This is a genomic window from Streptomyces sp. NPDC056222 (assembly GCF_042264065.1).
Taxonomy (GTDB): Bacteria; Actinomycetota; Actinomycetes; order Streptomycetales; family Streptomycetaceae; genus Streptomyces.
Window position 1 is genome coordinate 68,786 of record NZ_JBHJTL010000023.1, and the last position, 24,154, is coordinate 92,939.

A 24,154-nucleotide genomic window follows, 5' to 3' on the forward strand; every position below is an offset into this window, starting at 1 on the left:
GCACTGTACGAGGGGGAGCCGGCGGCCCGGTCGCCTTGCGGCGAGGCGCTAAGTCAACCGGTCCGGACGGAACGGCGGCAGAGTGCACGGACCGGGAAAACAAGCACTTCGTTCACACCCCGTGTGAAACCACCCGCGGCTACGCTGGGCGTGCCCGCGGACCGAGCTAATCGGAGGGGCCCATGCAGCCCAACACCCTGCTCGACGCCCTGCTCGACGAGGCGGGCATCTCCCACGCGGGACTGGCCGCCCATGTGAACCAGGCGGGCCGCTCCCGGGGCCTCGCCCTGCGGTACGAACACACGGCCGTCGCCCGCTGGCTGAAGGGGCAGCGGCCGCGCGGACAGGTCCCCGACCTGATCTGCGAGGTGCTGGCCACGCGGCTGCACCGGGCGGTCACCCTCGACGACATCGGCCTGGGCGTGCCGGGCGGCGGCGCCTTCGCCCACGGTTCGCCGCTCTCGGGGTTCGTCGAGCGGGCCACGGCGCTCTGGCGCTCCGACGAGCAGCAGCGGCCGCACATACTCGGCGCGCAGGCCGTCACGGGCACTCCGGCCGTGATGCCGGTCTGGGAGTGGGAGAACCCGCCGGAGGACGCCGATGTGTCCCGTGACGGCCGGACCCGGGTGTCGATGGCCGACATCACGATGCTCAGCGCCGCCCGGGCGCACTACGAGCAGATGTACCGCAAGGCCGGCGGAATCGCGACCCGCATGCGGATCGTGGGCTTCCTCAACGCCGAGACCGCGCCGCTGCTTCGTGGCGCGTACAGCGACGGTCTGGGCCGACAGTTGCACCGCGCCACGGGCGGTCTTGTGGCGGTGGCCGGTATCTGCGCGTACGACTCCGACGCGCACGGACTCGCGCAGCGCTACTTCCACCAGGCGCTGCGGCTCGCGAAGGCGAGCGGGGACCGCGGCCTCGGTGCCTATGTGATCGCGCTGCTCGTCAATCAGTCGCTGTTCATGGGGGAGTACCGGCAGGCGGTGGCGTTCGCCGAGGCGGCGCTGCGGGCGGCCGGGCGGCAGATCACCCCCGCGCTCGCCGCGGATCTCTCCGCGATGCAGGCGAAGGCGTACGCCCATCTCGGCGACGGTGCGGCCGCGTTGACCTGCATCAGACGGGCGGAGGCGGAGGCCGAGCGGATCTCCTTCGGGCACGAGCCGGCGGAGACGGGCTATGTGCAGCCGGGGCTCGTCAATGTGCAGGTCGCCGAGGCTCTGCTCAGTCTGGGTGATCTTCCGGGGGCGCGGGAGCATGCGAGGGCGGCCGTGGAGACGCCGGCGCACGACCGGGGCAGGGTGCACCGGTTGGCGATGCTGTGCCAGATCGAGCTGCGGCAGGGCGAGGCCGACGAGGCGGCGCGGACGGCCGTGGAGATGACCGAGCGGGCGCGCGGGATGGAGTCGCAGCGGCTGCGTGACCGGCTGCGACTCGTACGGGAACACCTGCTGGCGAGCGACTGCGGGGACGCGCGTGAGGCGGCCGAACTCATCGACGGAGCGCTGCGCGTTCCCCTGTGAGCCCAGGACTGCTGCCATATTGCCACCGACCAATCGGAAGGTGGCAGAAACGTGCAGTGGACGAAACTGAGCGAACAACCTGTCTATGAGAACCGCTGGTTCCGGGTGAACCTCGCGGACGTCGAACTCCCGGACGGCCGCCACCTCGACCACTATCTGATCCGGCTACGCCCGGTCGCCGTCGCGACCGCCGTCAACGAGGCCAACGAAGTCCTCATGCTCTGGCGGCACCGCTTCATCACGGACAGCTGGGGCTGGGAGCTGGCCGCCGGTGTCGTGGAGGACGGCGAGGACCTGGTGACGGCCGCGGCCCGCGAGATGGAGGAGGAGACGGGCTGGCGCCCGGGGCCGTTGCGCCATCTCCTCACCGTCGAGCCGTCCAACGGCCTCACCGACGCCCGGCACCACCTCTACTGGACCGAGGAGGCCACATACATCGGCCCGCCCGAGGACGACTTCGAGTCCTCGCGACGTGAGTGGATACCGCTCAAACTGGTCCCCGACATGATCGGACGGGGGGAGATCCCGGCCGCCAACATGGCCGCGGGGCTGCTGATGCTGCACCATCTGCGGCTCGGCTGACCGCCCCGGCCCGGCCGACGGCGCCGTGGGACGCCGAACGGCCCGTACCTGTGCGGGTGTACGGGCCGAACGGTGATCGTGGGGCTCAGGGGTACGGGTAGAAACCCGAGCCGGTCTTGCGGCCGAGCCGGCCCGCGTCCACCATCCGCTGGAGCAGCGGGGGAGCGGCGTACAGCGGCTCCTTGTACTCGGTGTACATGGAATCGGCGATCGACACGATGGTGTCCAGGCCGATCAGGTCGGCGAGCTTCAGCGGGCCCATCGGGTGGGCGCAGCCGAACTCCATGCCGTTGTCGATGTCCTCGCGGCTCGCGATGCCCGACTCGAACATCCGGATCGCGGAGAGCAGGTACGGGACGAGCAGCGCGTTGACCACGAAGCCGGACCGGTCCTGGGCGCGGATGCCGTGCTTGCCGAGCACCTTCTCGGCGAAGACCTGCGCACGGCTGATCGTGCCCTCGGAGGTGGTGAGGGCCGGGATCAGCTCGACGAGCTTCTGCACCGGGGCCGGGTTGAAGAAGTGGATGCCGATGACCTGGTCGGGGCGCGAGGTCGCCACGGCGAGCTTCACCAGGGGGATCGAGGAGGTGTTGGAGGCGAGGATCGCGTCCTGCCGGGTCACCACCTGGTCGAGCACCTGGAAGATCTCGGTCTTGACCTGCTCGTTCTCGACGACGGCCTCGATGACGAGGTCGCGGTCGGCGAATTCGCCCAGGTCGGTGGTGAAGCTGAGTCGCGCCAGCGTCGCGTCGCGCTCCTCCTCGCTGATCTTGCCGCGTTCGGCGGCCTTCGCGAGTGAGTTGTAGAGCCGCGTGCGACCGATCTCCAGCGCTTCGCCGGTGGTCTCGGCGACCTTCACCTCGAGGCCGCTGCGGGCACACACCTCCGCGATGCCTGCGCCCATCTGGCCGCAGCCCACCACTCCGACGCGCTCAATGTCGGCCATGGAGTCCGTCACCTCGTGCCTTTCGCTCTTCTCTGGCGGCGGGCCCGTGTGATTCCGGTGCGTCCGCCTCGACCCCACGACGTTACCGCTCATTAACCGATGATCGATCGTCCGGGGCGGGCATGATCTGCTCATGCGTGTGACGTATCCAACACCTGAGGGGTGACAAATGGGACCCATCGGCAGAAGAGGGTTTGTGGCGGGCACGGCTCTGGCAGCGCTTTCCGCCGCCGGTGGCGTGGGTGCGCCGGGTGCCGCCGGGCTTGAGCGTGCCGACATGACCGTGTCGGTACGAAAAAAGCGGAAAGCGGCGAGTGAGTTTCGCGGCATGTGGCTGGCGACGATCGCCAACGTCGACTGGCCGTCCAGCCCGGGCCTCACCCCCGACCGGCAACGGGCCGAACTCCGCGCCCATCTGGACATGGCCGTCGAGCGCAGGCTGAACTCCGTCATCCTCCAGGTGCGGCCGAGCGCGGACGCCCTGTGGCCCTCGCCGCACGAGCCATGGGCGGAGTGCCTCACCGGGGTGCAGGGCCGCGATCCGGGCTGGGACCCGCTGGGGACGGCCGTCGAGGAGGCCCACAAGCGGGGCCTCGAGCTGCACGCCTGGTTCAACCCGTACCGCGTGGCGAATCACACGGATCTCACCCGGCTGACCACCACCCACCCGGCCCGGCGCAACCCGCGGTGGATCGTCACGTACGGCGGGAAGCTCTACTACAACCCCGGCCTGCCCGAGGTGCGTCGCTTCGTCCAGGACGCGATGCTCGACGCCGTCCGCCGGTACGACATCGACGCCGTGCACTGGGACGACTACTTCTACCCGTACCCGGTCGCCGGCGAGACCTTCGACGACGACGAGGCCTACGAGCAGTACGGAGGGAGTTTCGCGAGCCGGGCGGCCTGGCGGCGGAACAACGTCGACCTTCTGGTCTCCGAGACGGCCGCGCGGATCAAGGAGATCGACGCGAAGCAGATCTTCGGGATCAGCCCCTTCGGGATCTGGCGCAACGTCTCCACCGACCCGGCGGGTTCGGACACCCCGATGGGCTTCCAGAGCTACGACGATCTGTACGCGGATTCGAGGAAGTGGATCAGGGAGGGGTGGATCGATTACGTGATCCCGCAGCTGTACTGGAACATCGGCTTCGCCACCGCCGACTACGCCACGCTCGTGCCCTGGTGGGACGCGGTGGTCCGGGGCACCGGCGTCGACCTCTACATCGGCGAGGCCCTGTACAAGTGCGGCGATCTCACCCAGACGACCGCCTGGCAGGACCCCCAGGAACTCTCCCGCCACCTGACGCTCGCCGAGGACTACGCGGGGGTGGGCGGGCACTGCTTCTTCTCGGCGTCGCAGGTCACGTCGGACCGGATCGGGGCGATGGCCGCCGTGGTGGCCGATCACTACCCGACCGCGGTCCTCCCGCCGCGCTAGGCGCTTCGCGTCACGTCTTCTCGTGGTGACGCACGACGGTGTCGGGGCCCGGTGCCATCAGGGCCTCGTGGCCGTCGTCGTCGAAACGCACCCGGTACGGAGGGGTGCCGTTCTCTCCCAGTACCTGAAGAACCTCGGCCGTACGGTCGTGCTGACCGACGGTCCGGCCGTGCACCAGCAGTTTGTCGCCCACTGTCGCTTGCATCGGGGTGACCTCCTCGCGGCCGTGCCTGCCCTATTTCGGAGTCTACGTCCGCCATTGTGACCTGCATCACCCCCATGCGCGCGTTCAGCTCCTCGCGCGCTGGGTCACCGCGATGCAGACCAGGACCGCGACGGCGGCGAGCGGTGCGGCGAGGGGCAGGGACTCGCCGAGCAGCGAGACCGACCAGACCAGGGTCAGCAGCGGCTGCGCGAGCTGGAGCTGGCTCGCCTTGGGGATGCCGATCGCCGCCATGCCGCCGTACCAGACGTACATGCCGAAGAAGGTGGAGCCGGCCGCGACCCAGACCAGCCCGATGACGCCGTGGGCGCTCAGTCGGACGGGCTCGAGGGAGATCCCGACGACCGAGCCGACGACCATCAGCGGCAGGCAGAGGATCAGCGCCCAGCCGATGACCTGCCAGCCCGGCATGAGTCGGGCGAGCCTGCCGCCCTCGGTGTATCCGGCCGCGCAGACCAGAAGCGCGCCGAAGAGGTACAGATCGCCCGTGGACAGGGCGCCACCGCTCTGCTGGACCGTGAAGGCGATGACCACCGCCGCGCCGGCGAGGGCCGCGATCCAGAACGTACGCGACGGGCGGCGGCCCGTACGGATCGCGGCGAAGGCCGCCGTGGTGAGCGGCAGCAGGCCGACGACCACGGCGGCGTGCGAGGTCGTGGAGGTCTGCAGGGCGAGTGTCGTCAGGAGCGGGAAGCCCACCACGACACCGCCGGCGACGACGGCGAGCCCCGCCCAGTGGCGCCGCTCGGGCAGCGGGACCCTCATCGCGAGCAGGAACGCACCCGCGACGATCGCGGCGAGCGTCGAGCGCAGGGCCACCAGGGACCAGGGGCCGAAGCTCTCCAGGCCCCAGGCGGTGGAGGGGAAGGTGAGCGAGAACGAGACCACGCCCAGCGCGGCGAGGAGCGTGCCACGGGTCTGCGGAGAGGCGGTGGCGGTGCTGCCGACCGCTATCGCCGTAGTGGGGGTAGCGCTATTCTGTGCTGTCATGCACGAGCGTAGCAGTGTGGGTGACCTGGCCAACTCCCTGAGGGCGGAACTGGACCGCTACTCACCAGGAGGAAAGCTGCCGTCCAGTCGCGCCCTCGTCGAGCGCTACCGCGTCTCCCCGGTGACGGTCACCAGGGCCCTCGCCCAGCTCGCCGCCGAGGGCCTCGTCGTCACCCGGCCCGGAGCCGGGGCGTTCCGCGCCGAGCCCCGCACGCGGACGCCCGTCGTGGGAGACACCTCCTGGCAGGAGGTGGCGCTGAGCGCCGACACCGCGACCGAGCTGGTCCCCCGGGCCGTCGACGCGTCCGGCGTGCTCGTGACGCTGTCGGCGCCGCCGCCGGGCGTCGTCGAGTTCAACGGCGGCTATCTGCACCCCTCGCTGCAGCCCGAACGGGCCATGGCCGCCGCACTGGCCCGCGCGGGACGCCGCCCCGGCGCCTGGGGCCGGCCGCCCACCGACGGCCTGCCCGAGCTGCGCGAGTGGTTCGCCCGCGAGATCGGCGGCACCGTCACCGCCGCCGACGTCCTCATCACCGCGGGTGGCCAGTCCGCCATCACCACCGCGCTGAGGGCCCTCGCCCCACCCGGCACGCACGTCCTCGTCGAGTCGCCGACCTACCCCGGGATGCTCGCCATCGCCCGCGCGGCCGGCCTGCGTCCCGTCCCTGTCCCGGCCGACACCGCCGGCGTCCGCCCAGACCTGCTGGAAGCCGCCTTCCGCGCCACCGGAGCCCGGGTCTTCGTCGGCCAGCCGCTCTTCCAGAACCCGACCGGCGCCGTCCTCGGCGCCGAGCGCCGGCGCGAGGTCGTCCGGATCGCCCGCGCGGCCGGCGCCTTCGTCGTCGAGGACGACTTCGCCCGCCGACTGGTCCACGAGGACGCCGCCCCGCTGCCCGCACCCCTCGCCGCCGAGGACCCGGACGGCGTCGTCGTCCATGTCTGCTCCCTGACCAAGCCCACCTCGCCGAGCCTGCGCGTCGGCGCGCTCGCCGCCCGCGGCCCCGTACTGGAACGGCTGCGCGCCATCCAGGTCGTCGACAGCTTCTTCGTCGCCCGCCCGCTCCAGGAGGCCGCCCTCGAACTCGTCGGCTCGCCCGCCTGGAGCCGCCATCTGCGCGCCGTCTCCCAGGAGCTGAGGAACCGTCGCGACACCATGACCGCGGCCGTCACCCTCCACCTCCCGGAGCTGACACTCCCGCACATCCCCTCCGGCGGATACCAGCTCTGGCTCCGGCTGCCCGACACCCTTCCCGAAACCGCCCTGGTCGCAGGCGCCCTCCGCGCGGGTGTCGCCGTCGCCCCCGGCCGCCCCTACTTCTGCGCCGAACCCCCCGCCGGCCACATCCGCCTGAGCTTCGCGGGCGTGGCGGGACGCGCCGAGATCGCCGAGGGCGTGCGGCGGCTCCGGACGGCGGTCGACGAGCTCGCTCCGTGAGCCGCACGGGCGGTCGAGATGTTCACGCCGTGAGACGGGCGCCCGAAATCGAGTGACAGTCGCCGCGACGGACTGGAAGCCTTCCGTCCATGACCGACCCGACCATCCCACCGGCCCTCACGCACGGCGCGTACGAGATCTCCACCGACCCCGGGCGGCTCGACCGGGTCCGGATCCACCACTGGCTCTCCACCGACGCCTACTGGGCGCTCGGCCGCCCCCGCGACACCCAGGACCGGGCCATCGACGGCTCCCTCAACTTCGCCGCGTACCACCGCGGGACGGGCGAGATCGCCGCCTACGCCCGAGTCGTCACCGACCACGTCACCTTCGCCTGGCTCTGCGACGTCTACGTCGACCGGCCCGCCCGCGGTACGGGGCTCGGCACCGCTCTCGTGACGGCGGTCCGGGACCACCTGGAGCCGTACGGGCTGCGTCGCATCATGCTCGCCACGGCCGACGCACACGGTGTGTACGAGAAGGTCGGCTTCGAGTCACTGGGCAACCCGGACAAGTGGATGGTTCTCGGAGCCCACTGACCCTGCGACCCAGGGCTCGGGTCGGAGTCCGCGCATATGCCCTCTTGACCTGCCGGGCTTCCGGCCTCACGATCGCGGCCATGGGTCTTCGGGTCACGCTCGTCGCAGCGGCGCGCAGCTCCTCGCTGCTCGCCGAGCGGTTCGACGACGACCGGCCGCTCGACGAGGCAGGCTGGTACGAGGTGCAGCTCGCCGCGCACACACTGGTCCCGCTCGGCGCGGCCGAGCTGCGCTACTGCTCCCCTACGCCCCGCAGCCGCGCCACCGGCACTGCCCTCGGTTTCGCCCCGCTGGCCCAGCCCGCGCTGCGCGACTGCGACATGGGCCGCTGGCGCGGACTGACCCTCTCCGAGGTCGCGGCCCTCGAACCGGCCGCCGTCGACGCCTGGCTGGCCGACCCGTGGACCGCCCCGCACGGGGGTGAGACCCTCCTCGCCTTCATCTCGCGCATAGGGGGCTGGCTCGACACCAGGCCGGCCGACGACGGCTCCATCGTGGCCGTCGCCGAACCCGCCGTCGTACGGGCGGCGCTGGTGTACGCGCTCAAGGCGCCGCCCGCCACGTTCTGGAACGTCGACGTCCGCCCGCTGTCCACGGTCACCCTCACCGGCCGCCCGGGCCTGTGGCACCTCCACCTCCAGGCGACCGTCGGACAGTAGCGGGCCGTCGGTGCCTACGATCCCGGCATGACCGAGAGCCCTGCGCCCGCCTGCACCGTCACCGCGCCCGCCCGCACCGCCGCCAGGGACGCCTTCACCGCCGCCTGGGAAGCCCTGGATCCCGCACCCCGGCGCTCCCTCGAACTCGCCCACCGGGCACTGCGCTCCGGAGGCCTCGCCGTGGGCTCCGTCCTCACCGACGCCTGCGGCATGATCGTGGCCGAGGGCCGCAACCGCGCGTACGACGCCGAGGCGGAGGGAGCGGAGATCCTTCGGGGCACCCCGCTCGCCCACGCCGAGATGAACGCCCTCGCCCGGGCCCGTACGGGATGGGATCTCGCCGTCCACACCCTCTGGTCCACCCAGGAGCCCTGTTCCATGTGCGCGGCGGCCGCCGAGTTCACCGGCGTCGGCGCCGTGCGCTTCCTGGCCGCCGATCCCTGGGCCACCGCCACCGGGCGCCCCTCCGCCTCGGCCCGTGCCCGGCTCACCGCCGAGCCCGTGTGGCGGACGGCGGCCACCGTCCTGTTCCTGCGGAGCGTCGTCGAGGCGGCCGGGCCCGAGGCGGAGACGGTCCGCAGGATGGCCGAGACCGACCCCGTCACGACCGCGATCGCCACCGACGACGGCTTCCCCGACGCCCAGACGCCCGAGCTCCTCCTCGGCGCGCTGTGGGGCAGCGTCGCCGCGGCGGCCGACCGGCTAGCCTGAGACCACGATGAACCGTTTGACCACGTCATGGGGCGAGTTTCCGCTCACCCGCTTCCCCGAGGACCCGCGCGACTCCCTGCGAGCCTGGGACGCGTCCGACGAGTACCTGCTGCGGCACCTGGCCGAGACGGACACCGATCTGTCCGGCGCGGTCGCCGTCGTCGGCGACCGCTGGGGCGCGCTGACCACCGCTCTCGCCGCACGGCGCCCCGCCGCCCTCACGCAGATCTCCGACTCCTACCTCGGCCGCAGGGCCACCGAGGAGAACCTGGCCCGCTCCGGACCCGCGCCGGACGGGATCGCGCTGCTCACCACCCAGGACCCGCCGCCCGAGCGCGTCGACGTCCTGCTGGTGCGCGTCCCCAAGAGCCTCTCGCTCCTGGAGGACCAGCTCCACCGGCTCGCGCCCGCCGTGCACGAGGGGACCGTGATCGTCGGGACCGGCATGGTCAAGGACATCCACACCTCCACGCTCCAGCTCTTCGAGAAGATCCTCGGCCCCACCCGCACCTCGCTCGCCGCGAAGAAGGCCCGGCTGATCTTCTGCACCCCGGATCCGGGACTCGAGCGGGCGGCCAACCCCTGGCCGTACCGGTACGAACTCCCCGCCGACGCCGCGATCGTCGCCGGCCGGACCGTCACCAACCAGGCCGGGATCTTCTGTGCCGACCGACTCGACATCGGCACCCGCTTCTTCCTCCAGCACCTGCCGGAAGGCCTCGGCCGCGCCCGGGTCGCCGACCTGGGATGCGGGAACGGGGTCGTCGGCCTGGCCGTCGCGCTCACCGAGCCCGAGGCCGAGCTGGTCTTCGCCGACGAGTCCTACCAGGCCGTCGCCTCCGCCGAGGAGAACTTCCGTACCCACGCCGAGCCCGGCCGCCCGGCCGAGTTCGTGGTCGGGGACGGGCTGACGGACCTCGCGCCCGGCTCGGTCGACGTCGTGCTCAACAACCCGCCGTTCCACAGTCATCAGGCCACCACCGACCGCACCGCGCGCCGGATGTTCACCGACGCGCGGCGCGCGCTGCGGCCGGGCGGCGAACTGTGGGTCGTCGGCAACCGCCACCTCGGCTACCACGTCACACTGCGCCGCATCTTCGGCTCCTGCGAACTGGTCGCGAGCGACCCGAAGTTCGTGGTGCTGCGGGCCGTCAAGCAGACAGGAGGGCGGCCCGACCGGAAGGCAGCCGGGGGAGCGGCTGCCACCGCACCGGCACGTCACGCATGACAAGCACCGAGTCAAGCGCGGTGCTCCCCCGCGGGAAGCGGTCCGGGTCCTCGAAGTAGCTGGACCGGGCGGAGGTGATCCGGCCGGGCTCGATGCGCCAGGCGTCCGTGTCCAGCCGCATCCCGTCGAGGTGTGGTCCGGCACCGGTGGGTGAGTAGCCCTTGCTGCCGCCGCGGAAGAACGCCGACGCCTCGTCGAGGCCGGCGAACAGCTCGCTGCCCTCCAGGCTCTCGGTGATCTCGGCGGTGACATCCACCCGGGTGTCCCCGTCGTGGGTCGTGAAGGCCACCCGTACGGTGTCCTCGCTCTCGCGCACCTCGAACTCCGCGTGGCCGTGCTCCCCGGGGAAGACCCGGCCACCGGCCCAGCGGTTGATACGGGAGGCGGTGTCGCGGCGCGGGATGTACACCCCGGTCTCGGTGCCGTCCGGGCCGTCCCACTCGACGGCGAACCGGTGCGCCGCGTTCTCGCTGCGCAGACCCACCGCGGCCGGTGCCCAGACGGGGCGCACCGAGCCGAGCCGCAGCAGGCAGATGCCGGCGACGGCGTGCCCCCGGATCAGCTGCGGGCGCAGCCCGTCGGGGAGGTGCCGGGCCGCGACCTCGGGCTCGACGCGGTAGTTGACGAGCAGCCGTCGCTCGATGACGCTCGCAAGCCGGGGCGGTCTCATGAAGCGGCTCCCTTGTCACGCCACTTGGTGTGGCGCAGAACGATCTGCTCAGGACAGACGGCACTCAGGAACCGCCCCACACACGCGGCGAGCCGTTCCTCCACGAGCGAGTAGAGGATCCGATTGCCGTCACGCCGCTCCGTGACGAGCCCCGCGCCCTTGAGCACCCCCAGATGCCGGGAGATGGAGGGCGCGCTGATCGAGAACCGCGCCGCGATCTGCCCGGCGGCGAGCTCGCCGCCCCGCAGATCCTCCAGGATCTGACGCCGCGTCGGATCGGCGAGCGCGCGAAAGACACTCGCGTCGTCGTACGTGCTGTCTTCGGTCACGCGCAATATTTAGCACATGAGCTAAATAGCTAACAACGAAGGCTTGTCCGCGCGTGAACGCCGGTGACTCCACGGGTCCGAGCGTTGACGATCACGGGGTGGAGCGGAGCGCCGGACGCACGGCGCTCCGCCGGAAGGGGCTACGCCAGGGCCACCAGTTCCCGGTACTCCTCGTTCCAGAGGTCGTCGTCCGCGTCCGGCAGCAGCAGCACCCGCTCCGGGCGCAGCGCGTCGATCGCTCCCTCGTCGTGCGTGACCATCACGATCGCGCCCGGGTACGTGCCCACGGCGGCCAGGACCTCGTCGCGCGAGGCCGGGTCCAGGTTGTTCGTGGGCTCGTCCAGGAGCAGCACGTTCGCGCCCGAGTGGACGAGGCCGGCGAGTGCGAGCCGGGTCTTCTCCCCGCCCGACAGGACCCCGGCCGGCTTCTCGGCGTCGTCGCCCCGGAACAGGAACGCCCCGAGGACCCCTCGCACCTCCGTGTCCGTCAGTTGCGGGGCCGCGGCGGCCAGGTTCTCCCGGACCGTGCGACCCGGGTCGAGGGTCTCGTGCTCCTGGGCGAAGTACCCGACACGCAGCCCGGGGCCGCGCACCACGCGCCCCGAGTCGGGGCGCTCCCGCCCGGCGAGCAGCCGCAGCAGCGTCGTCTTGCCCGCCCCGTTCAGGCCGAGCACCACGAGCCGGCTGCCCCGGTCCACGGCGAGGTCGACGCCCTCCAGGACCGGGCGGCCGGTCCCGTACGCCTTGGTCAGGGAGACCGCGCCCAGCGGCATCCGGCCGCAGGGCGCGGGCTCCGGAAGCCGGATACGGGCCACCCGGTCCGCCCGGCGTGCCGGTTCGAGTCCCGACAGCAGCCGGTCGGCGCGGCGGGCCATGCTCCTGGCCGTCGTCGCGGTCGCGACCCGGGACTTCATCCGTTCCGCCTGCGCGTGCAGTGCCGCCGCCTTGCGCTCGGCGTTGGCCCGCTCGCGGGTCCGGCGGCGCTCGTCGGCGTCCCGCTGGGCCAGGTACGCGGCCCAGCCGGTGTTGTGGATGTCGATCGTGGCGCGCTGCGGATCGAGGTGGAACACCCGGTTGACCGTGTCGGCCAGGAGGGAGACGTCATGGCTGATCAGCACCAGACCGCCCTGGTGCGCGGAGAGGAACCCGCGCAGCCAGCCGATCGAGTCGGCGTCGAGGTGGTTGGTCGGCTCGTCGAGCAGCAGCGTGCCCTCGCGGCCGTGTCCCGCGAACAGGATCCTGGCCAGCTCGACCCTGCGCTTCTGGCCGCCGGAGAGCGTGCCGACGGCCCGCCCCATCACCTCGGTGGGCAGCCCGAGGCCGGCGGCGACCCGCGCCGCCTCGGCATCGGCGGCGTATCCGCCGCGTGCCTCGAACTCCGCCTCGGCCCGGGCGTACGCGGCCATCGACCGCGCGCCGTCGGCCTCGGTGCCGGCTTCGCCGAGGGCGACCGCCGCCGCCTGAAGGGTGTGTGCGGCCCGGTCGAGTCCGCGCGCGGAGAGGATCCGGTCCGAGACGGTGACGGTCGGATCGGCGGCGCGGGAGTCCTGCGGGAGATGAGCGATCTCGCCGGTACGGGTGACGGACCCCGCGCCCGGGCGACGCAGTCCGGCCAGGGTGTCGAGGAGGGTGGTCTTCCCGGCGCCGTTACGGCCGACCAGGCCGATCCGGTCACCGGGGGCGATGTGGAAGGAGATGTCGGACAGCAGCAGACGGGCGCCGACGCGCACGTCGGCACCACGAACGGTGATCATGGGGTAACGCTCCGAGAAAGCAGAAGGACACACGGGTGGCGTGGAAGCGGGTCCTTGAGCTAGGAGACTCGGGGCGTAGACATGCCCTCGAGGCTAACGGAGGGCGCGCGGACGCGCATCGGAGTTTCGCCCGGGTGGTGGGGGCGGGCCCGCTCGCCACCACCCGTAAGGCCAGGTCGGGCCGGAGTTTCGCCCGGGTGCCGCCCCACCGCACGCGCGGCGGCACCCGCTCAGCACTCCGGGAGGACCAGATCGAGCCTCCGCAAACGCTCCTCGTCCGTCGTGATGTCGAGAGCCGTGATCCGCTCGCCCCGGATCGTGAACGCCACCGCGCGGACCGGGCGTCCTTCGCTGAACGCGACGACCCCCGGCGCCCCGTTCACCAGCGCCGGTCTCGCCACCGCGGCGAGCCGGGCGAACGTGGCGGCTCCCTCGGCGACGGCGGGCGCGCCGTGGACCGGGCCGTTCTCGGAGTACGCCACGACATCGGGGTCCAGGACGGCGGCGAGGGCACGCGCGTCCCGCGCGTGGGCGGCGGCGAGGAACACTTCGACGACCGTGTGCCGCGGCCCCGGCCCGGCCTCCGGCTCCGCCCCGCCCGAGCCCCGTACCCGGAGCCGCGCCCGTCCGGCGAGCCGTCCCGCCTCCTCGTGGGTACGGCCGGTGATCCGCGCGACCTCGCGCAGCGGCAGCCCGAACAGGTCGTGCAGGGCGTACGCGAGCCGCTCGTCCGGTGCCAGCGAGTCCAATACCACGAGCAGCGCCAGCCACACGGAGTCGACACCGTTCTCCGGCCCCGGGAGCGCCTCGCCCCGCCCGTACCCCTCCGCCATCCGCGTCCGGAGCATGCCCACGCACACCCGCCCGACGGCGACCTCCAGCCAGCGCTCCACTTCGCCCGGCCGCACCCGCGCCTCGCGCAGCGCCTCCTCCGCCTCGCCGTGCGTTCCGAGCATCCGGAGGGCGATGGCCCGCAGCCGGTCCTGGTGGGCGTCGAACCGCCGGGCGAGAAACTCGTGGTCGTCCATGGTCGTCATCACTCCTCGTCGCTTCCGTCAGTGCGATGACGGGCGCGGGAGGCGGCGTGTGACGGCAGCCCGCCATGAACGACGGACCGTCAGGCTCCGGAGCCCTTCCGGTTCGTGAGCGGGTTGGGCACGAGGACGTAGCGGGGCTCGGTACCGTCCGCGTCGATCCAGCGGGAGAGCAGATTGGCCTTGCCGGGGACGGTCGGCGATTCGAGGAGGCCGTGGATGTCGGGGAGACCACGCTGCCGCCCACCTCGCCCGAACTCGTCGCGGGCCACCACCCACAGAGCGGTGGCGGATTCCGGGAAGCGGTCGGCGAGGGCGCCGGCGATCTCGGAGAGGTTGTTGACGACGAGGCAGTACACGAGCCTCCGCCAGGCCGCCGCGCGGGGCATCCGCGGGATCGTCTTGGCCCCTTCCGCGTCGCGGAAGACGGCCTGGACGGGCGTGCCCTGGGCGTCCACCGCGATCAGTGTGTTCTGCAGGTGACACTCCACGACGACGTCGAAGCGGGCGAACGCTTCGAGGACGGGCGGTACGACACACCGCAGATACGCCGACCACCAGGGCAGGGGGTCGGCGATCCGGTCGAGGGGGTTGCCGCGGAAGCCCTCGGCGAGCGCGGCGGCCAGCACGGCCGTAGAACCGGGGACCAGGTGCCCGTCCAGGCCGTCCCGTACGAGGACGGCACACGTCTCGACGAGGCCGGCCACCGTGCGATGGCCGCGGTCGCTGAGCCAGGCCGCCGGGCCGTCCATGGCGGCGAAGGCGGCGGCGACCAGCGGGTCGGTGCGGCGTACATGGAGCAGCTCATGGCGCCGCATCCGGCGGACGTCGTTGGTGATGCGGACGTCGAGGCTGAACTTCAGGAACAGGTCCCCGCCGTCCCAGGGGCCGTCCCCGGGGATGTGCAGCGTGCGCACCGAAGCCGTCGGTCGTGCCGACCGGGACGTGATGCCCAGCCGGACGAGGCGGCCCTCGGCGAAGGCGGCGCGTATCCGCGGTGTCCGTCCGGAGAGTTCGAGCTGCCAGGGATGGGCGGGGAGCAGACGGTAGCCGGGGGGTGCCTCGCCGAGGGCGTCCAGGGCCCTCGTGTCGCCGTCCTCGACCACCGCGTCCTCGCGAACGCCCAACAACACCAGCGGAAACCGGGCGTACGCCTCGGGCGCGTATCGCAGCCAGGCGGTGGGGGAGCCGTCGCAGGTACGTGCCTTGGGGGCCGGGTGGTAGGGGTGCCCCATCACCAGCGACTGCTCGGACCGCAGCCAGAGGTTCTCGGGTGGTACGGCACGGGCGCGAGCCGCGAGCGCGGCCTTCACCGCGGTGCGGCTGGCGGCCATTTCGGCGGCCAGAACGGGGTTGGACCGGCCGGTGGAGGCGTGCATCTCCCGGACGGCGAGGTCGACGAGCCCGGCGTGGCGCAGGGTCCGCCACGTACGACCGTTCCACAGCTCCGGAGCCGAGGGGCGGTGGCCGGGGCGCACCCGCAGGAGCCGCCCGCTGACCCGGAGCCGGTGGACGGCGTATCCGTCGGTTGGCGTTCCGCCCCGGTCCCCGGCCGGCCCGCCGATCGGCTCCGCAGCCTCGCGGAGCAGGCAGTTGAGCAGAGGCGTCACGGCCAGTGCGTCAGCGGCCCGGCTGAGTCTCTTCATCGACATCAGTATGTGTGGATTGAGCGACCCTGCGATAGAACATCCGCATGTGTCGAACGGTCGCGGAACGCACCCTCCTGGCCGAGCTGGACGCCGTCCGCCCCGCGTCGACGGCCGCGTACGCCATGGCGCTTCCGGACGCCCGGGCGGCGGTACTGACCCGACTCTGGCGGGGGTTGGTCCACGAGCCGCTTCCCTGGATCACGGCGCGTACGACTGACCGCGAAGGCGTCACCCTGCGCCTGGCCGACGGGCGGTCTCTGCGCGGCCCGCTCTCGGATCCGTGGGCGACGGCGTCGTCGGTCACCGGGCTCAGCCTGGACGGAGCGCTGTTCGACCATCCGGCCGAACTGCTGGCGGCCCTGACCGTGCCGCAGGGCGGACGGTTCGCCGCCGAGCTCGACCACAGCGTCGCTTCCTTGGCGCTCTCCCGTACGGCGCCCCGGCCACCGACTCCGCGGGCGAGCCGCCCGTGGGAGTGGGAGCAGGGGGTGACCGACGGGCACCCGTACCACCCCGGCTGCCGCTCCCGGCCCGGCTTCTCCGCGGCGGAGCAGCTGGCGTACGCGCCGGAGCACCGGCCCGTGGTCTCCCTGCGGCTGGCCGTCGTCGAGGGCGCGGCGGTGTCGGGCGCCTGGCCCCGCGAACTCCGCGACGGCCGCTCCGTACTGATCCCTGTCCACCCCTGGCAGGCCCAGCACGTCCTGTCCGGTCTCCCCCTGCGCCCCGGTCCGGCCGCGCACCCCCTGCTGTCGCTGCGCACGCTCGACATCGGCGGGGACACGCACGTCAAGACGGCCTTGAGTACGCGACTCACCTCGACGGTGCGGGACATCTCCGCGTACAGCGTCACCCACGCCGTCGCCACGTCCGACTTCGTCGAGCGTCTCGCCCGCCGGCTCGACGGCCGTCTGCACATCGCCCGTACACGGGCTGCGGCGGGAGCGGGAACCGCCGACCTGGCGGCGATCCTGCGCGAGTCACCGCACATCCACGCGGACTCGGCAGCCGGGGAGCAGGTCGTTCCGGTGGCGGCCCTGCCGGCGCTCCTCGACGCGGTCGAACCGGGTGAACGGTTCGACCGCGTCGTCGAGTTCGCGCGGCTGGCCCTCCGCGTGTGCCTGGACCTGCTCGACCTCGGGGTGGCCCTCGAGGCGCACGGCCAGAACCTTCTCGTCGTCATCGACGCCGAGGGCCGGGCCCTGCGCCTCGTCTACCGCGATCTCGCCGACATCCGCATCAGCCCCGCCTGTCTGGCCCGACACGGCATTCCGCCCCCGCCCGTGAGCGGCCGGCTCCTGAACGACGACCCGGCCACCCTCCGCCGCAAGGTCCTCGGCAGCCTGGTCACCGGCGCGCTCGGCCCGCCGGCAGGCGACGCGGCGACACTCGGCGCGATCCTGCAAGCAGCGACCCGGGACCTCGCACCGACCCCCGCCCTTCACGCCCTGCGGACGGAACCGCTCCCGGCGAAGGCGCTCACCCTGATGCGGCTGGATCCGAAGGGTGACAGGGACCTCTGGACGCGGCTCCCCAATCCCCTGAAGGACGGGTAGAGCCCGTCGGCGCGTGCCCCTCGTGGCCGGGCAGCGGCCCGATGAGCGAAGCGGCACCCGCCTCGCGTTCGTCCGCGACGCCCGGCACGCCGCCGGCAGCGATCCGGCCACCCGCGCCGAGAACGACATCTGCACCGTCCTCTCGGCCCGGGTGGCGGCGGCGACGCGAGGGCGGACCGAGGGGGATGCCAAGGGGCCACATCCCCCTGCTCAGCCGGCCGCGGGGCCGAACCACTCGGGCAGCCGCCCTTGCAGTTCCTTCTGGTCCTCGCCGACCCATGCCACGTGGCCGTCGGGCCGCAGCAGTACCGCGGGCACGTCGAGTTCGTCGCTGACGTCGACGACGTGGTCGATCCGGTCCTCCCAGCCGGCCGCCGAGAGCCGGCCCGTCTGGTCGAGCAGAAGACCGCGGCCGGTGTGCATCCGCTCGTAGAGGCGGCCGTGCTTCAGCTGCACGTCGCGCATCCGCCGGCCGAGCAGGTCATGGCCCTCACCGAAGTCGTAGCGGACCGAGATCGCGGTGATCTTCTCGATCAGATACCGGTTCACCTCCTCGATCTCCACCAGCTCGGTCAGCAGGCGGCGCACCGACTGCGGACCGGGCTCGGTCGACATCAGCTGGATCTGCGCGCGGGTGTTGTCCAGCACGTCGGCGGCCACCGGGTGCCGCTCGGCGTGGTAGCTGTCGAGCAGCCCCTCCGGTGCCCAGCCGGCGACCGCGGCGGCCAGTTTCCAGCCGAGGTTGAACGCGTCCTGGATGCCCAGGTTGAGCCCCTGCCCGCCGGTCGGCGGGTGGATGTGCGCCGCGTCACCGGCCAGGAACACCCGGTCGACGCGGTAGCGCTCGGCCTGCCGGGTGGCATCGCCGAAGCGGGAGAGCCAGCGCGGCGAATGCGCGCCGAAGTCGGTGCCGGCGAACGCCCGCAGCTGCACCTTGAACTCGTCCAGGGTCGGCGCGGTCGTACGGTCCTCGGCCACTCCCTCCGCGGGCACCACGACCCGGTACACCCCGTCCCCCAGCGGCATGGTGCCGAACCGCTGCTGGGTCTTGCGGACCTCGGCCACCACGGCGGCCATCTCCTCCTGCGGTGTGGTCAGCTCCATCTCGCCCAGCAGCGTCTCCACCCTGGAGGGCTCACCGGGGAAGCCGACACCGAGCAGCTTGCGCACCGTGCTGCGGCCACCGTCGCACCCGACGACGAAGCGGGAACGCAGCTCCGTCCGTCCCCCGTCGGCATCGGCCAGCTCGACGGTCACCCCCTGGTCGTCCTGGCGCAGTCCGACCACCTCGTAGCCGCGCCGGATCTCGGCGCCGACCTCGGTGGCATGCTCGGCCAGCAGACCCTCGGTGACCTGCTGCGGGATGGCGAGGACGTACGAATGGGCCGTGTCCAGGTGCGCCGGCCACGTCTTGCTGAGACCGGCGAAGAATCCGCCGGCCGTGATCTGCTGCCCGAGCGCGAGGAAGCGCTCCAGCAGACCGCGCTGGTCCATGACCTCGATGCTGCGCACGTGCAGACCCTGCGCGCGGGACTGCCGGGTCGGCTCCGTCTCCTTGTCCAGCACGAGCACCTGCACACCGTGCAGCCGCAGCTCGGCGGCCAGCATCAAGCCGGTCGGTCCGCCGCCGACCACGATCACGTCCATCATGAGAACCGCCCCGTTCGAAGAAACCCCACGTACACCGCGAACACCGCGTTCCCGCAGGTCCCGGCGTTGACTCGGAGAGTCTGCGCCACGAGGGGGGCCTTGCCGCAAGGCCCCCCTCGTGCTATACGTTGAGAGTGGCAAGGAGTGGGTGAACCTCCTTGCCTTTGTCATTTCTCCGTCATCTGTCGTCCGCTGTGGACGGACGGGCTCCTCCCGAAGTGCCGCGCAGCGTGCGGCGATGCCGGTGGTCCGGGAGGTTTCCCATGGGCCCGCAGATGCGGTCACGAATCGGATTCTTCGCTTCCGCGGATCAGCGGATCTTGCTTTGCATAAAACTGCGGGTCTGCGTATAGTCATGCCATCCAGGAGGAGGGTTTCGATGACGGTACGAGCAGCAGTGGCAGGCGCGAGCGGATACGCGGGTGGAGAACTCCTGCGTCTCCTCCTCGCCCACCCCCAGGTGGAGATCGGTACCCTGACCGGCCACTCCAACGCCGGACAGAAGCTCGGGGCCCTCCAGCCCCACCTCCTCCCGCTCGCCGACCGCGTCCTCGCGCCGACCACCGCCGAGGAGCTGGCCGGGCACGACGTCGTCTTCCTCGCGCTTCCGCACGGCCAGTCCGCCGCCGTCGCCGAGCAGCTCGGCCCCGACGTCCTCGTCGTCGACATGGGCGCCGACTTCCGGCTGAACGACGCCGCCGACTGGGAGAAGTTCTACGGGTCCCCGCACGCCGGGACCTGGCCCTACGGCCTTCCCGAACTGCCGGGTGCCCGTGCCGCGCTGGAGGGGTCCAAGCGCATCGCGGTGCCCGGCTGCTTCCCCACCGCCGTCTCGCTCGCGCTCTTCCCCGCGTACGAGAACGGTCTCGCCGAACCCGACGCCGTGATCGTGGCCGCCAGCGGCACCTCCGGCGCGGGCAAGGCCCTCAAGCCGCACCTGCTCGGCAGCGAGGTCATGGGCTCCGTGACCCCGTACGGCGTCGGCGGCGGCCACCGGCACACCCCCGAGATGAGCCAGAACCTCAGCCCCCTGGCCGGCGAGCGGGTCACCGTCTCCTTCACGCCGACGCTCGTCCCGATGCCGCGCGGCATCCTCGCCACCTGCTCCGCGCCGGCGAAGCCCGGGGCGACGGCCGAGACGGTGCGGGCCGCGTACGAGAAGGCCTTCGCGGACGAGCCGTTCGTCCACCTGCTCCCCGAGGGCCGGTGGCCGTCGACGGCGTCCGTGCAGGGTTCCAACGCCGTTCAGATCCAGGTCACGTACGACGAGACCGCGAACCGCATCATCGCGATCAGCGCCATCGACAATCTCACCAAGGGCACCGCCGGCGGCGCGGTGCAGAGCATGAACATCGCCCTCGGGCTCCCTGAGGACACCGGACTTTCCACGATTGGAGTCGCTCCATGAGCGTCACCGCAGCGAAGGGATTCACGGCAGCGGGCATCGCCGCCGGGATCAAGGAGAACGGCAACCCGGACCTGGCCCTCGTGGTCAACAACGGGCCCCGCCGCGCCGCCGCCGGCGTCTTCACCTCCAACCGCGTCAAGGCCGCTCCCGTCCTGTGGTCCCAGCAGGTGCTGACCACCGGCGAGCTGGCTGCCGTCGTCCTCAACTCCGGTGGCGCCAACGCCTGTACGGGACCGCAGGGCTTCCAGGACACGCACGCCACCGCCGAGAAGGTGGCCGAGCTCCTCGAGGTCGGCGCCGGCGAGGTCGCCGTCGCCTCCACCGGCCTCATCGGCCTGCTGCTCCCCATGGACAAGGTCCTGAGCGGCGTCGAGAAGGCCGTCGGCGAGCTCTCCGAGCACGGCGGCGAGAAGGCCGCCATCGCCATCAAGACGACCGACACCGTCCACAAGACCTCCGTGGTCACCAAGGAGGGCTGGACGGTCGGCGGCATGGCCAAGGGCGCGGGCATGCTCGCCCCGGGCCTCGCCACCATGCTCGTCGTGCTCACCACCGACGCCGACGTCGCCGCCAAGGACCTCGACACGGCCCTGCGGCAGTCCACCAAGGTCACCTTCGACCGGGTCGACTCCGACGGCTGCATGTCCACCAACGACACCGTGCTCCTGCTCGCCTCCGGCGCCTCCGGCATCACCCCGGCGCACGAGGAGTTCGCCGAGGCCGTGACGACCGTCTGCCAGGACCTCGCGCGTCAGCTCATCGGCGACGCCGAGGGTGCCAGCAAGGACATCCGTATCGAGGTGATCAACGCCGCGACCGAGGACGACGCCGTCGAGGTGGGCCGCTCCATCGCCCGTAACAACCTCCTCAAGTGCGCCATCCACGGCGAGGACCCCAACTGGGGCCGGGTGCTCTCCGCCATCGGCACCACGCAGGCCGCCTTCGACCCCGACCAGCTCAACGTCGCCATCAACGGCGTGTGGGTCTGCAAGAACGGCTCGGTCGGCGAGGACCGCGACCTCGTCGACATGCGCTTCCGGGAGGTCACCGTCACCGCCGACCTCGCCGCCGGCGCAGAGTCCGCCGTCATCTGGGCCAACGACCTCACCGCCGACTACGTCCACGAGAACAGCGCGTACTCGTCATGAGCGATTCCACGAACCCCACCCGTAAGCACACGGCGCTCCCGAAGGCCCAGATCCTCATCGAAGCGCTGCCCTGGCTGACCCGCCACAACGGCAAGACGGTCGTCATCAAGTTCGGCGGCAACGCCATGATCGACGAGGAGCTCAAGGCCGCCTTCGCCCAGGACGTCGTCTTCCTGCGGCACGCCGGGCTCAAGCCGGTCGTCGTGCACGGCGGCGGGCCCCAGATCAGCGCCGCGCTCGACCGGCACGGCATCGTCAGCGAGTTCAAGGCCGGTCTGCGCGTCACCACCGAGGACGCCATGGACGTCGTACGGATGGTCCTCGCCGGCCAGGTCCAGCGCGAGCTCGTCGGACTGCTCAACCAGCACGGTCCCTTCGCCATCGGCATGACCGGCGAGGACGCGCACACCATCACGGCCACCAAGCACCAGCCGGTCATCGCGGGCGAACAGGTCGACATCGGCCGGGTCGGCGAGATCACCGCCATCGACACCGGCGCCATCGAGGCGCTCCTGGAGGACGGCCGGATCCCGGTCATCTCCTCCATCGCCCGCTCCGAGGACGACGGACATGTCTACAACGTCAATGCTGATACGGCGGCTGCGGCTCTCGCTGCGGCGCTGGGCGCCGAGACCCTGATGGTCCTGACCGACGTCGAGGGTCTCTACGAGGACTGGCCGCACAGCGACGAGGTCATCAGCAGGCTCACCGCGAGCCAACTGGAGAAGCTGCTGCCCGACCTCTCCAGCGGCATGGTCCCCAAGATGGAGGGCTGCCTGCACGCGGTACGCAACGGGGTCACCACGGCCCGAGTGATCGACGGCCGCGTCCAGCACTCGATCCTGCTGGAGATCTTCACCGATTCGGGCATCGGCACGATGGTCGTGCCCGACGAGACGACGGGGGACGGGGAATGAGCAACGCGGAACTGACCCAGCGGTGGCAGGGCTCGCTGATGGACAACTACGGCACGCCCCGGCTGCCGCTCGTCCGCGGTGAGGGCGCCAAGGTCTGGGACGCCGACGGGACCGAGTACCTCGACTTCGTGGGCGGTATCGCCGTCAACGCGCTCGGTCACGCCCACCCGGCGATCGTCGAGGCCGTCTCGCGCCAGGTCGCCTCGCTCGGCCACGTCTCCAACCTCTTCGTCGCCGAGCCGCCGGTCGCCCTCGCCGAGCGGCTGCTCCAGCTCTTCGGCCGGCCCGGGCGGGTCTTCTTCTGCAACTCCGGCGCCGAGGCCAACGAAGGTGCGTTCAAGATCGGCCGGCTGACCGGCCGGACCCATATGGTCGCCACCCAGGGAGGCTTCCACGGCCGGACCATGGGCGCGCTTGCGCTCACCGGCCAGCCCGGCAAGCAGACCCCGTTCCTGCCGCTGCCCGGCGACGTCACGCACGTCCCGTACGGAGACGTCGACGCCCTGCGCGCCGCGGTCACCGAGGACACCGCGCTGGTGATCATCGAGCCGATGCAGGGGGAGAACGGCGTGGTCGTCCCGCCCGTCGGCTACCTCCAGGCCGCCCGCGAGATCACCCGCGCCACCGGCACGCTCCTCGTCCTCGACGAGGTCCAGACGGGTGTCGGCCGGACCGGCCACTGGTTCGAGTACCAGGGCCACGACGGCGTCGACCCCGACATCGTGACCCTGGCCAAGGGCCTCGGCGGCGGGCTGCCGCTCGGCGCGACCGTCGCCTTCGGCGAGGCGGCCGAGCTGTTCAAGCCCGGCCACCACGGCACGACCTTCGGCGGAAACCCGGTCGCCTGTGCCGCCGGCCTGGCCGTGCTCGACACCCTCGCGACCGACGGAACGCTCGACGAGGTCAAGCGGCTCGGCGAGAAGCTGCGCGGTGGAATCGAGGGTCTGAACCACCCGCTGGTCTCCCATGTCCGTGGTGCGGGCCTCCTGCTGGGTATCGTGCTCACCGAGTCCCTCGCACCCCAGGTGCAGCAGGCGGCTCAGGATGCCGGTCTCCTGGTGAACGCGCCCGCCCCCGATGTCGTACGGCTGATGCCGGCACTGATCATCGGAGACGCCGAGGTGGACGCGTTCCTGGCAGCGCTGCCCGGTGTCCTCGACGAAGCGGTGAACGGGGAAGGACGAACCGGAGAATGAGACGACGATGACCGACGCGCAGGAATCCGAGCACGGCGGGCCGTCCGTTCCGCAGACCCGCACCGCACGCCACCGCAGGATCGTCGACATCCTCAACCGGCAGCCGGTGCGCTCGCAGAGCCAGCTGGCCAAGCTCCTCGCGGACGACGGGCTGAGCGTCACCCAGGCGACCCTCTCCCGCGACCTCGACGAGCTTGGCGCGGTGAAGATCCGCAACACGGGCGGCGAGTTGATCTACGCGGTGCCCAGCGAGGGCGGCTTCCGCACCCCGCAGGCGCCGCTCGGCGAGTCCGCCAAGGAGGAGCGGATGCGGCGGCTCTCCGGCGAACTGCTGATCTCCGCCGAGGCCTCCGCGAACCTGGTGGTGCTGCGGACCCCGCCGGGGGCTGCCCAGTTCCTCGCGTCGGCCATCGACCAGGCCGAACTCCACGCGATCCTCGGCACGATCGCGGGTGACGACACGCTGCTGCTGATCTCCCGCGACCCGGCGGGCGGCCAGGCGCTCGCCGACCACCTGCTGCGGCTCGCCCAGAACGACCGCTGAGGTCACGCCGGCGGGGCGCGTACCTGTC

At 72.0% G+C, this 24,154-nt stretch carries 23 protein-coding genes; 14 read left to right on the forward strand and 9 right to left on the reverse strand.

Annotation, left to right across the window (positions count from 1 at the left end; all coding sequences use genetic code 11):
• Positions 1-182: 182 nt before the first annotated feature.
• Both ACFC0D_RS14005 and ACFC0D_RS14010 read left to right on the forward strand, forming a co-directional pair.
• Positions 183-1,523 carry a transcriptional regulator gene (locus ACFC0D_RS14005; RefSeq protein WP_376434548.1) on the forward strand — a complete coding sequence of 447 codons (1,341 nt, stop codon included), beginning with the start codon at positions 183-185 and terminating at the stop codon, positions 1,521-1,523.
• A 51-nt stretch (positions 1,524-1,574) separates the two neighbouring features.
• On the forward strand, positions 1,575-2,105 hold the full coding sequence (locus tag ACFC0D_RS14010) for an NUDIX hydrolase (protein WP_329122662.1): 531 nt from the start codon (positions 1,575-1,577) through the stop codon (positions 2,103-2,105).
• 85 nt (positions 2,106-2,190) lie between these two features.
• Here ACFC0D_RS14010 and ACFC0D_RS14015 read toward each other — a convergent pair whose 3' ends face one another.
• A complete protein-coding gene (locus tag ACFC0D_RS14015) occupies positions 2,191-3,051 on the reverse strand; it encodes a 3-hydroxybutyryl-CoA dehydrogenase (protein ID WP_376434551.1) in 861 nt (286 codons plus the stop codon).
• Between the two features lie 169 nt (positions 3,052-3,220).
• Between ACFC0D_RS14015 and ACFC0D_RS14020 the strand changes: the two genes are divergently transcribed.
• The gene (locus ACFC0D_RS14020; RefSeq protein WP_376434553.1) at positions 3,221-4,489 is read left to right on the forward strand and encodes a glycoside hydrolase family 10 protein; all 1,269 of its coding nucleotides are present in this window, start codon (positions 3,221-3,223) and stop codon (positions 4,487-4,489) included.
• 10 nt (positions 4,490-4,499) lie between these two features.
• Here ACFC0D_RS14020 and ACFC0D_RS14025 read toward each other — a convergent pair whose 3' ends face one another.
• Both ACFC0D_RS14025 and ACFC0D_RS14030 read right to left on the reverse strand, forming a co-directional pair.
• Positions 4,500-4,694, reverse strand: coding sequence for a DUF1918 domain-containing protein (locus ACFC0D_RS14025; RefSeq protein ID WP_376434555.1), 195 nt, complete (start codon positions 4,692-4,694; stop codon positions 4,500-4,502).
• 84 nt (positions 4,695-4,778) lie between these two features.
• Entirely contained in the window at positions 4,779-5,702 is a 924-nt protein-coding gene (locus ACFC0D_RS14030; RefSeq protein ID WP_376434557.1) for a DMT family transporter, read from the reverse strand.
• Here ACFC0D_RS14030 and ACFC0D_RS14035 point away from each other — a divergent pair.
• The 5 genes from ACFC0D_RS14035 (at position 5,701) to ACFC0D_RS14055 (ending at position 10,274) form a co-directional block, all read left to right on the forward strand.
• Positions 5,701-7,137 (forward strand): PLP-dependent aminotransferase family protein, encoded by a 1,437-nt coding sequence (locus ACFC0D_RS14035; RefSeq protein WP_376434559.1) that lies wholly within the window; start codon positions 5,701-5,703, stop codon positions 7,135-7,137. The genes ACFC0D_RS14030 and ACFC0D_RS14035 overlap by 2 nt on opposite strands.
• A gap of 89 nt (positions 7,138-7,226) precedes the next feature.
• Entirely contained in the window at positions 7,227-7,676 is a 450-nt protein-coding gene (locus ACFC0D_RS14040) for a GNAT family N-acetyltransferase (protein ID WP_376434561.1), read from the forward strand.
• Between the two features lie 80 nt (positions 7,677-7,756).
• Positions 7,757-8,335 carry a histidine phosphatase family protein gene (locus ACFC0D_RS14045; RefSeq protein WP_376434563.1) on the forward strand — a complete coding sequence of 193 codons (579 nt, stop codon included), beginning with the start codon at positions 7,757-7,759 and terminating at the stop codon, positions 8,333-8,335.
• A 27-nt stretch (positions 8,336-8,362) separates the two neighbouring features.
• Complete coding sequence (locus tag ACFC0D_RS14050) at positions 8,363-9,046, forward strand: nucleoside deaminase (protein ID WP_376434565.1); 684 nt, start codon at positions 8,363-8,365, stop codon at positions 9,044-9,046.
• Between the two features lie 7 nt (positions 9,047-9,053).
• Positions 9,054-10,274, forward strand: coding sequence for a methyltransferase (locus tag ACFC0D_RS14055; protein ID WP_376434567.1), 1,221 nt, complete (start codon positions 9,054-9,056; stop codon positions 10,272-10,274).
• On the opposite strand, the gene ACFC0D_RS14060 is transcribed toward ACFC0D_RS14055, so the two are convergent.
• The 5 genes from ACFC0D_RS14060 to ACFC0D_RS14080 form a co-directional block, all read right to left on the reverse strand.
• Entirely contained in the window at positions 10,198-10,944 is a 747-nt protein-coding gene (locus ACFC0D_RS14060) for a DUF2071 domain-containing protein (RefSeq protein WP_376434569.1), read from the reverse strand. The genes ACFC0D_RS14055 and ACFC0D_RS14060 overlap by 77 nt on opposite strands.
• Positions 10,941-11,273: a metalloregulator ArsR/SmtB family transcription factor gene (locus ACFC0D_RS14065; protein ID WP_376434571.1), complete on the reverse strand. Its 333-nt coding sequence runs from the start codon at positions 11,271-11,273 to the stop codon at positions 10,941-10,943. The genes ACFC0D_RS14060 and ACFC0D_RS14065 overlap by 4 nt, the downstream gene beginning before the upstream one ends.
• A gap of 140 nt (positions 11,274-11,413) precedes the next feature.
• Positions 11,414-13,027, reverse strand: coding sequence for an ABC-F family ATP-binding cassette domain-containing protein (locus ACFC0D_RS14070; protein ID WP_376434573.1), 1,614 nt, complete (start codon positions 13,025-13,027; stop codon positions 11,414-11,416).
• 230 nt (positions 13,028-13,257) lie between these two features.
• A complete protein-coding gene (locus ACFC0D_RS14075; RefSeq protein ID WP_376434575.1) occupies positions 13,258-14,064 on the reverse strand; it encodes a sigma factor-like helix-turn-helix DNA-binding protein in 807 nt (268 codons plus the stop codon).
• Positions 14,065-14,144: 80 nt separating this feature from the next.
• A complete protein-coding gene (locus tag ACFC0D_RS14080; protein WP_376434578.1) occupies positions 14,145-15,713 on the reverse strand; it encodes an IucA/IucC family protein in 1,569 nt (522 codons plus the stop codon).
• A 41-nt stretch (positions 15,714-15,754) separates the two neighbouring features.
• On the opposite strand from ACFC0D_RS14080, the gene ACFC0D_RS14085 reads away from it, so the two are divergent.
• Positions 15,755-17,263: an IucA/IucC family protein gene (locus ACFC0D_RS14085; RefSeq protein ID WP_376434580.1), complete on the forward strand. Its 1,509-nt coding sequence runs from the start codon at positions 15,755-15,757 to the stop codon at positions 17,261-17,263.
• 210 nt (positions 17,264-17,473) lie between these two features.
• Here ACFC0D_RS14085 and rox read toward each other — a convergent pair whose 3' ends face one another.
• The gene (gene rox, locus ACFC0D_RS14090) at positions 17,474-18,913 is read right to left on the reverse strand and encodes a rifampin monooxygenase (protein WP_376434582.1); all 1,440 of its coding nucleotides are present in this window, start codon (positions 18,911-18,913) and stop codon (positions 17,474-17,476) included.
• Positions 18,914-19,292: 379 nt separating this feature from the next.
• Between rox and argC the strand changes: the two genes are divergently transcribed.
• Genes argC through ACFC0D_RS14115 form a run of 5 tightly spaced genes read left to right on the forward strand, consistent with a single transcriptional unit; the run spans position 19,293 to position 24,126 of the window.
• On the forward strand, positions 19,293-20,321 hold the full coding sequence (gene argC, locus ACFC0D_RS14095) for an N-acetyl-gamma-glutamyl-phosphate reductase (RefSeq protein WP_376434584.1): 1,029 nt from the start codon (positions 19,293-19,295) through the stop codon (positions 20,319-20,321).
• A complete protein-coding gene (argJ, locus tag ACFC0D_RS14100; protein ID WP_376434586.1) occupies positions 20,318-21,469 on the forward strand; it encodes a bifunctional glutamate N-acetyltransferase/amino-acid acetyltransferase ArgJ in 1,152 nt (383 codons plus the stop codon). Before argC ends, argJ begins: the two co-directional genes overlap by 4 nt.
• Entirely contained in the window at positions 21,466-22,386 is a 921-nt protein-coding gene (argB, locus tag ACFC0D_RS14105; RefSeq protein ID WP_376434588.1) for an acetylglutamate kinase, read from the forward strand. Before argJ ends, argB begins: the two co-directional genes overlap by 4 nt.
• Positions 22,383-23,582 (forward strand): acetylornithine transaminase, encoded by a 1,200-nt coding sequence (locus ACFC0D_RS14110; protein ID WP_376434590.1) that lies wholly within the window; start codon positions 22,383-22,385, stop codon positions 23,580-23,582. The genes argB and ACFC0D_RS14110 overlap by 4 nt, the downstream gene beginning before the upstream one ends.
• 7 nt (positions 23,583-23,589) lie before the next feature.
• Positions 23,590-24,126 (forward strand): arginine repressor, encoded by a 537-nt coding sequence (locus tag ACFC0D_RS14115; RefSeq protein WP_361847393.1) that lies wholly within the window; start codon positions 23,590-23,592, stop codon positions 24,124-24,126.
• Positions 24,127-24,154 lie beyond the last annotated feature (28 nt).

Coding starts and splice junctions, on each gene's coding strand:
- ACFC0D_RS14005 (WP_376434548.1), top strand. CDS start 183: ATGCAGCCCAACACCCTGCTCGACGCCCTGCTCGACGAGGCGGGCATC.
- ACFC0D_RS14015 (WP_376434551.1), bottom strand. CDS start 3,051: ATGGCCGACATTGAGCGCGTCGGAGTGGTGGGCTGCGGCCAGATGGGC.
- ACFC0D_RS14020 (WP_376434553.1), top strand. CDS start 3,221: ATGGGACCCATCGGCAGAAGAGGGTTTGTGGCGGGCACGGCTCTGGCA.
- ACFC0D_RS14025 (WP_376434555.1), bottom strand. CDS start 4,694: ATGCAAGCGACAGTGGGCGACAAACTGCTGGTGCACGGCCGGACCGTC.
- ACFC0D_RS14035 (WP_376434559.1), top strand. CDS start 5,701: ATGCACGAGCGTAGCAGTGTGGGTGACCTGGCCAACTCCCTGAGGGCG.
- ACFC0D_RS14030 (WP_376434557.1), bottom strand. CDS start 5,702: ATGACAGCACAGAATAGCGCTACCCCCACTACGGCGATAGCGGTCGGC.
- ACFC0D_RS14040 (WP_376434561.1), top strand. CDS start 7,227: ATGACCGACCCGACCATCCCACCGGCCCTCACGCACGGCGCGTACGAG.
- ACFC0D_RS14045 (WP_376434563.1), top strand. CDS start 7,757: ATGGGTCTTCGGGTCACGCTCGTCGCAGCGGCGCGCAGCTCCTCGCTG.
- ACFC0D_RS14050 (WP_376434565.1), top strand. CDS start 8,363: ATGACCGAGAGCCCTGCGCCCGCCTGCACCGTCACCGCGCCCGCCCGC.
- ACFC0D_RS14055 (WP_376434567.1), top strand. CDS start 9,054: ATGAACCGTTTGACCACGTCATGGGGCGAGTTTCCGCTCACCCGCTTC.
- ACFC0D_RS14060 (WP_376434569.1), bottom strand. CDS start 10,944: ATGAGACCGCCCCGGCTTGCGAGCGTCATCGAGCGACGGCTGCTCGTC.
- ACFC0D_RS14070 (WP_376434573.1), bottom strand. CDS start 13,027: ATGATCACCGTTCGTGGTGCCGACGTGCGCGTCGGCGCCCGTCTGCTG.
- ACFC0D_RS14075 (WP_376434575.1), bottom strand. CDS start 14,064: ATGACGACCATGGACGACCACGAGTTTCTCGCCCGGCGGTTCGACGCC.
- ACFC0D_RS14080 (WP_376434578.1), bottom strand. CDS start 15,713: ATGTCGATGAAGAGACTCAGCCGGGCCGCTGACGCACTGGCCGTGACG.
- ACFC0D_RS14085 (WP_376434580.1), top strand. CDS start 15,755: ATGTGTCGAACGGTCGCGGAACGCACCCTCCTGGCCGAGCTGGACGCC.
- rox (WP_376434582.1), bottom strand. CDS start 18,913: ATGATGGACGTGATCGTGGTCGGCGGCGGACCGACCGGCTTGATGCTG.
- argC (WP_376434584.1), top strand. CDS start 19,293: ATGACGGTACGAGCAGCAGTGGCAGGCGCGAGCGGATACGCGGGTGGA.
- argJ (WP_376434586.1), top strand. CDS start 20,318: ATGAGCGTCACCGCAGCGAAGGGATTCACGGCAGCGGGCATCGCCGCC.
- argB (WP_376434588.1), top strand. CDS start 21,466: ATGAGCGATTCCACGAACCCCACCCGTAAGCACACGGCGCTCCCGAAG.
- ACFC0D_RS14110 (WP_376434590.1), top strand. CDS start 22,383: ATGAGCAACGCGGAACTGACCCAGCGGTGGCAGGGCTCGCTGATGGAC.
- ACFC0D_RS14115 (WP_361847393.1), top strand. CDS start 23,590: ATGACCGACGCGCAGGAATCCGAGCACGGCGGGCCGTCCGTTCCGCAG.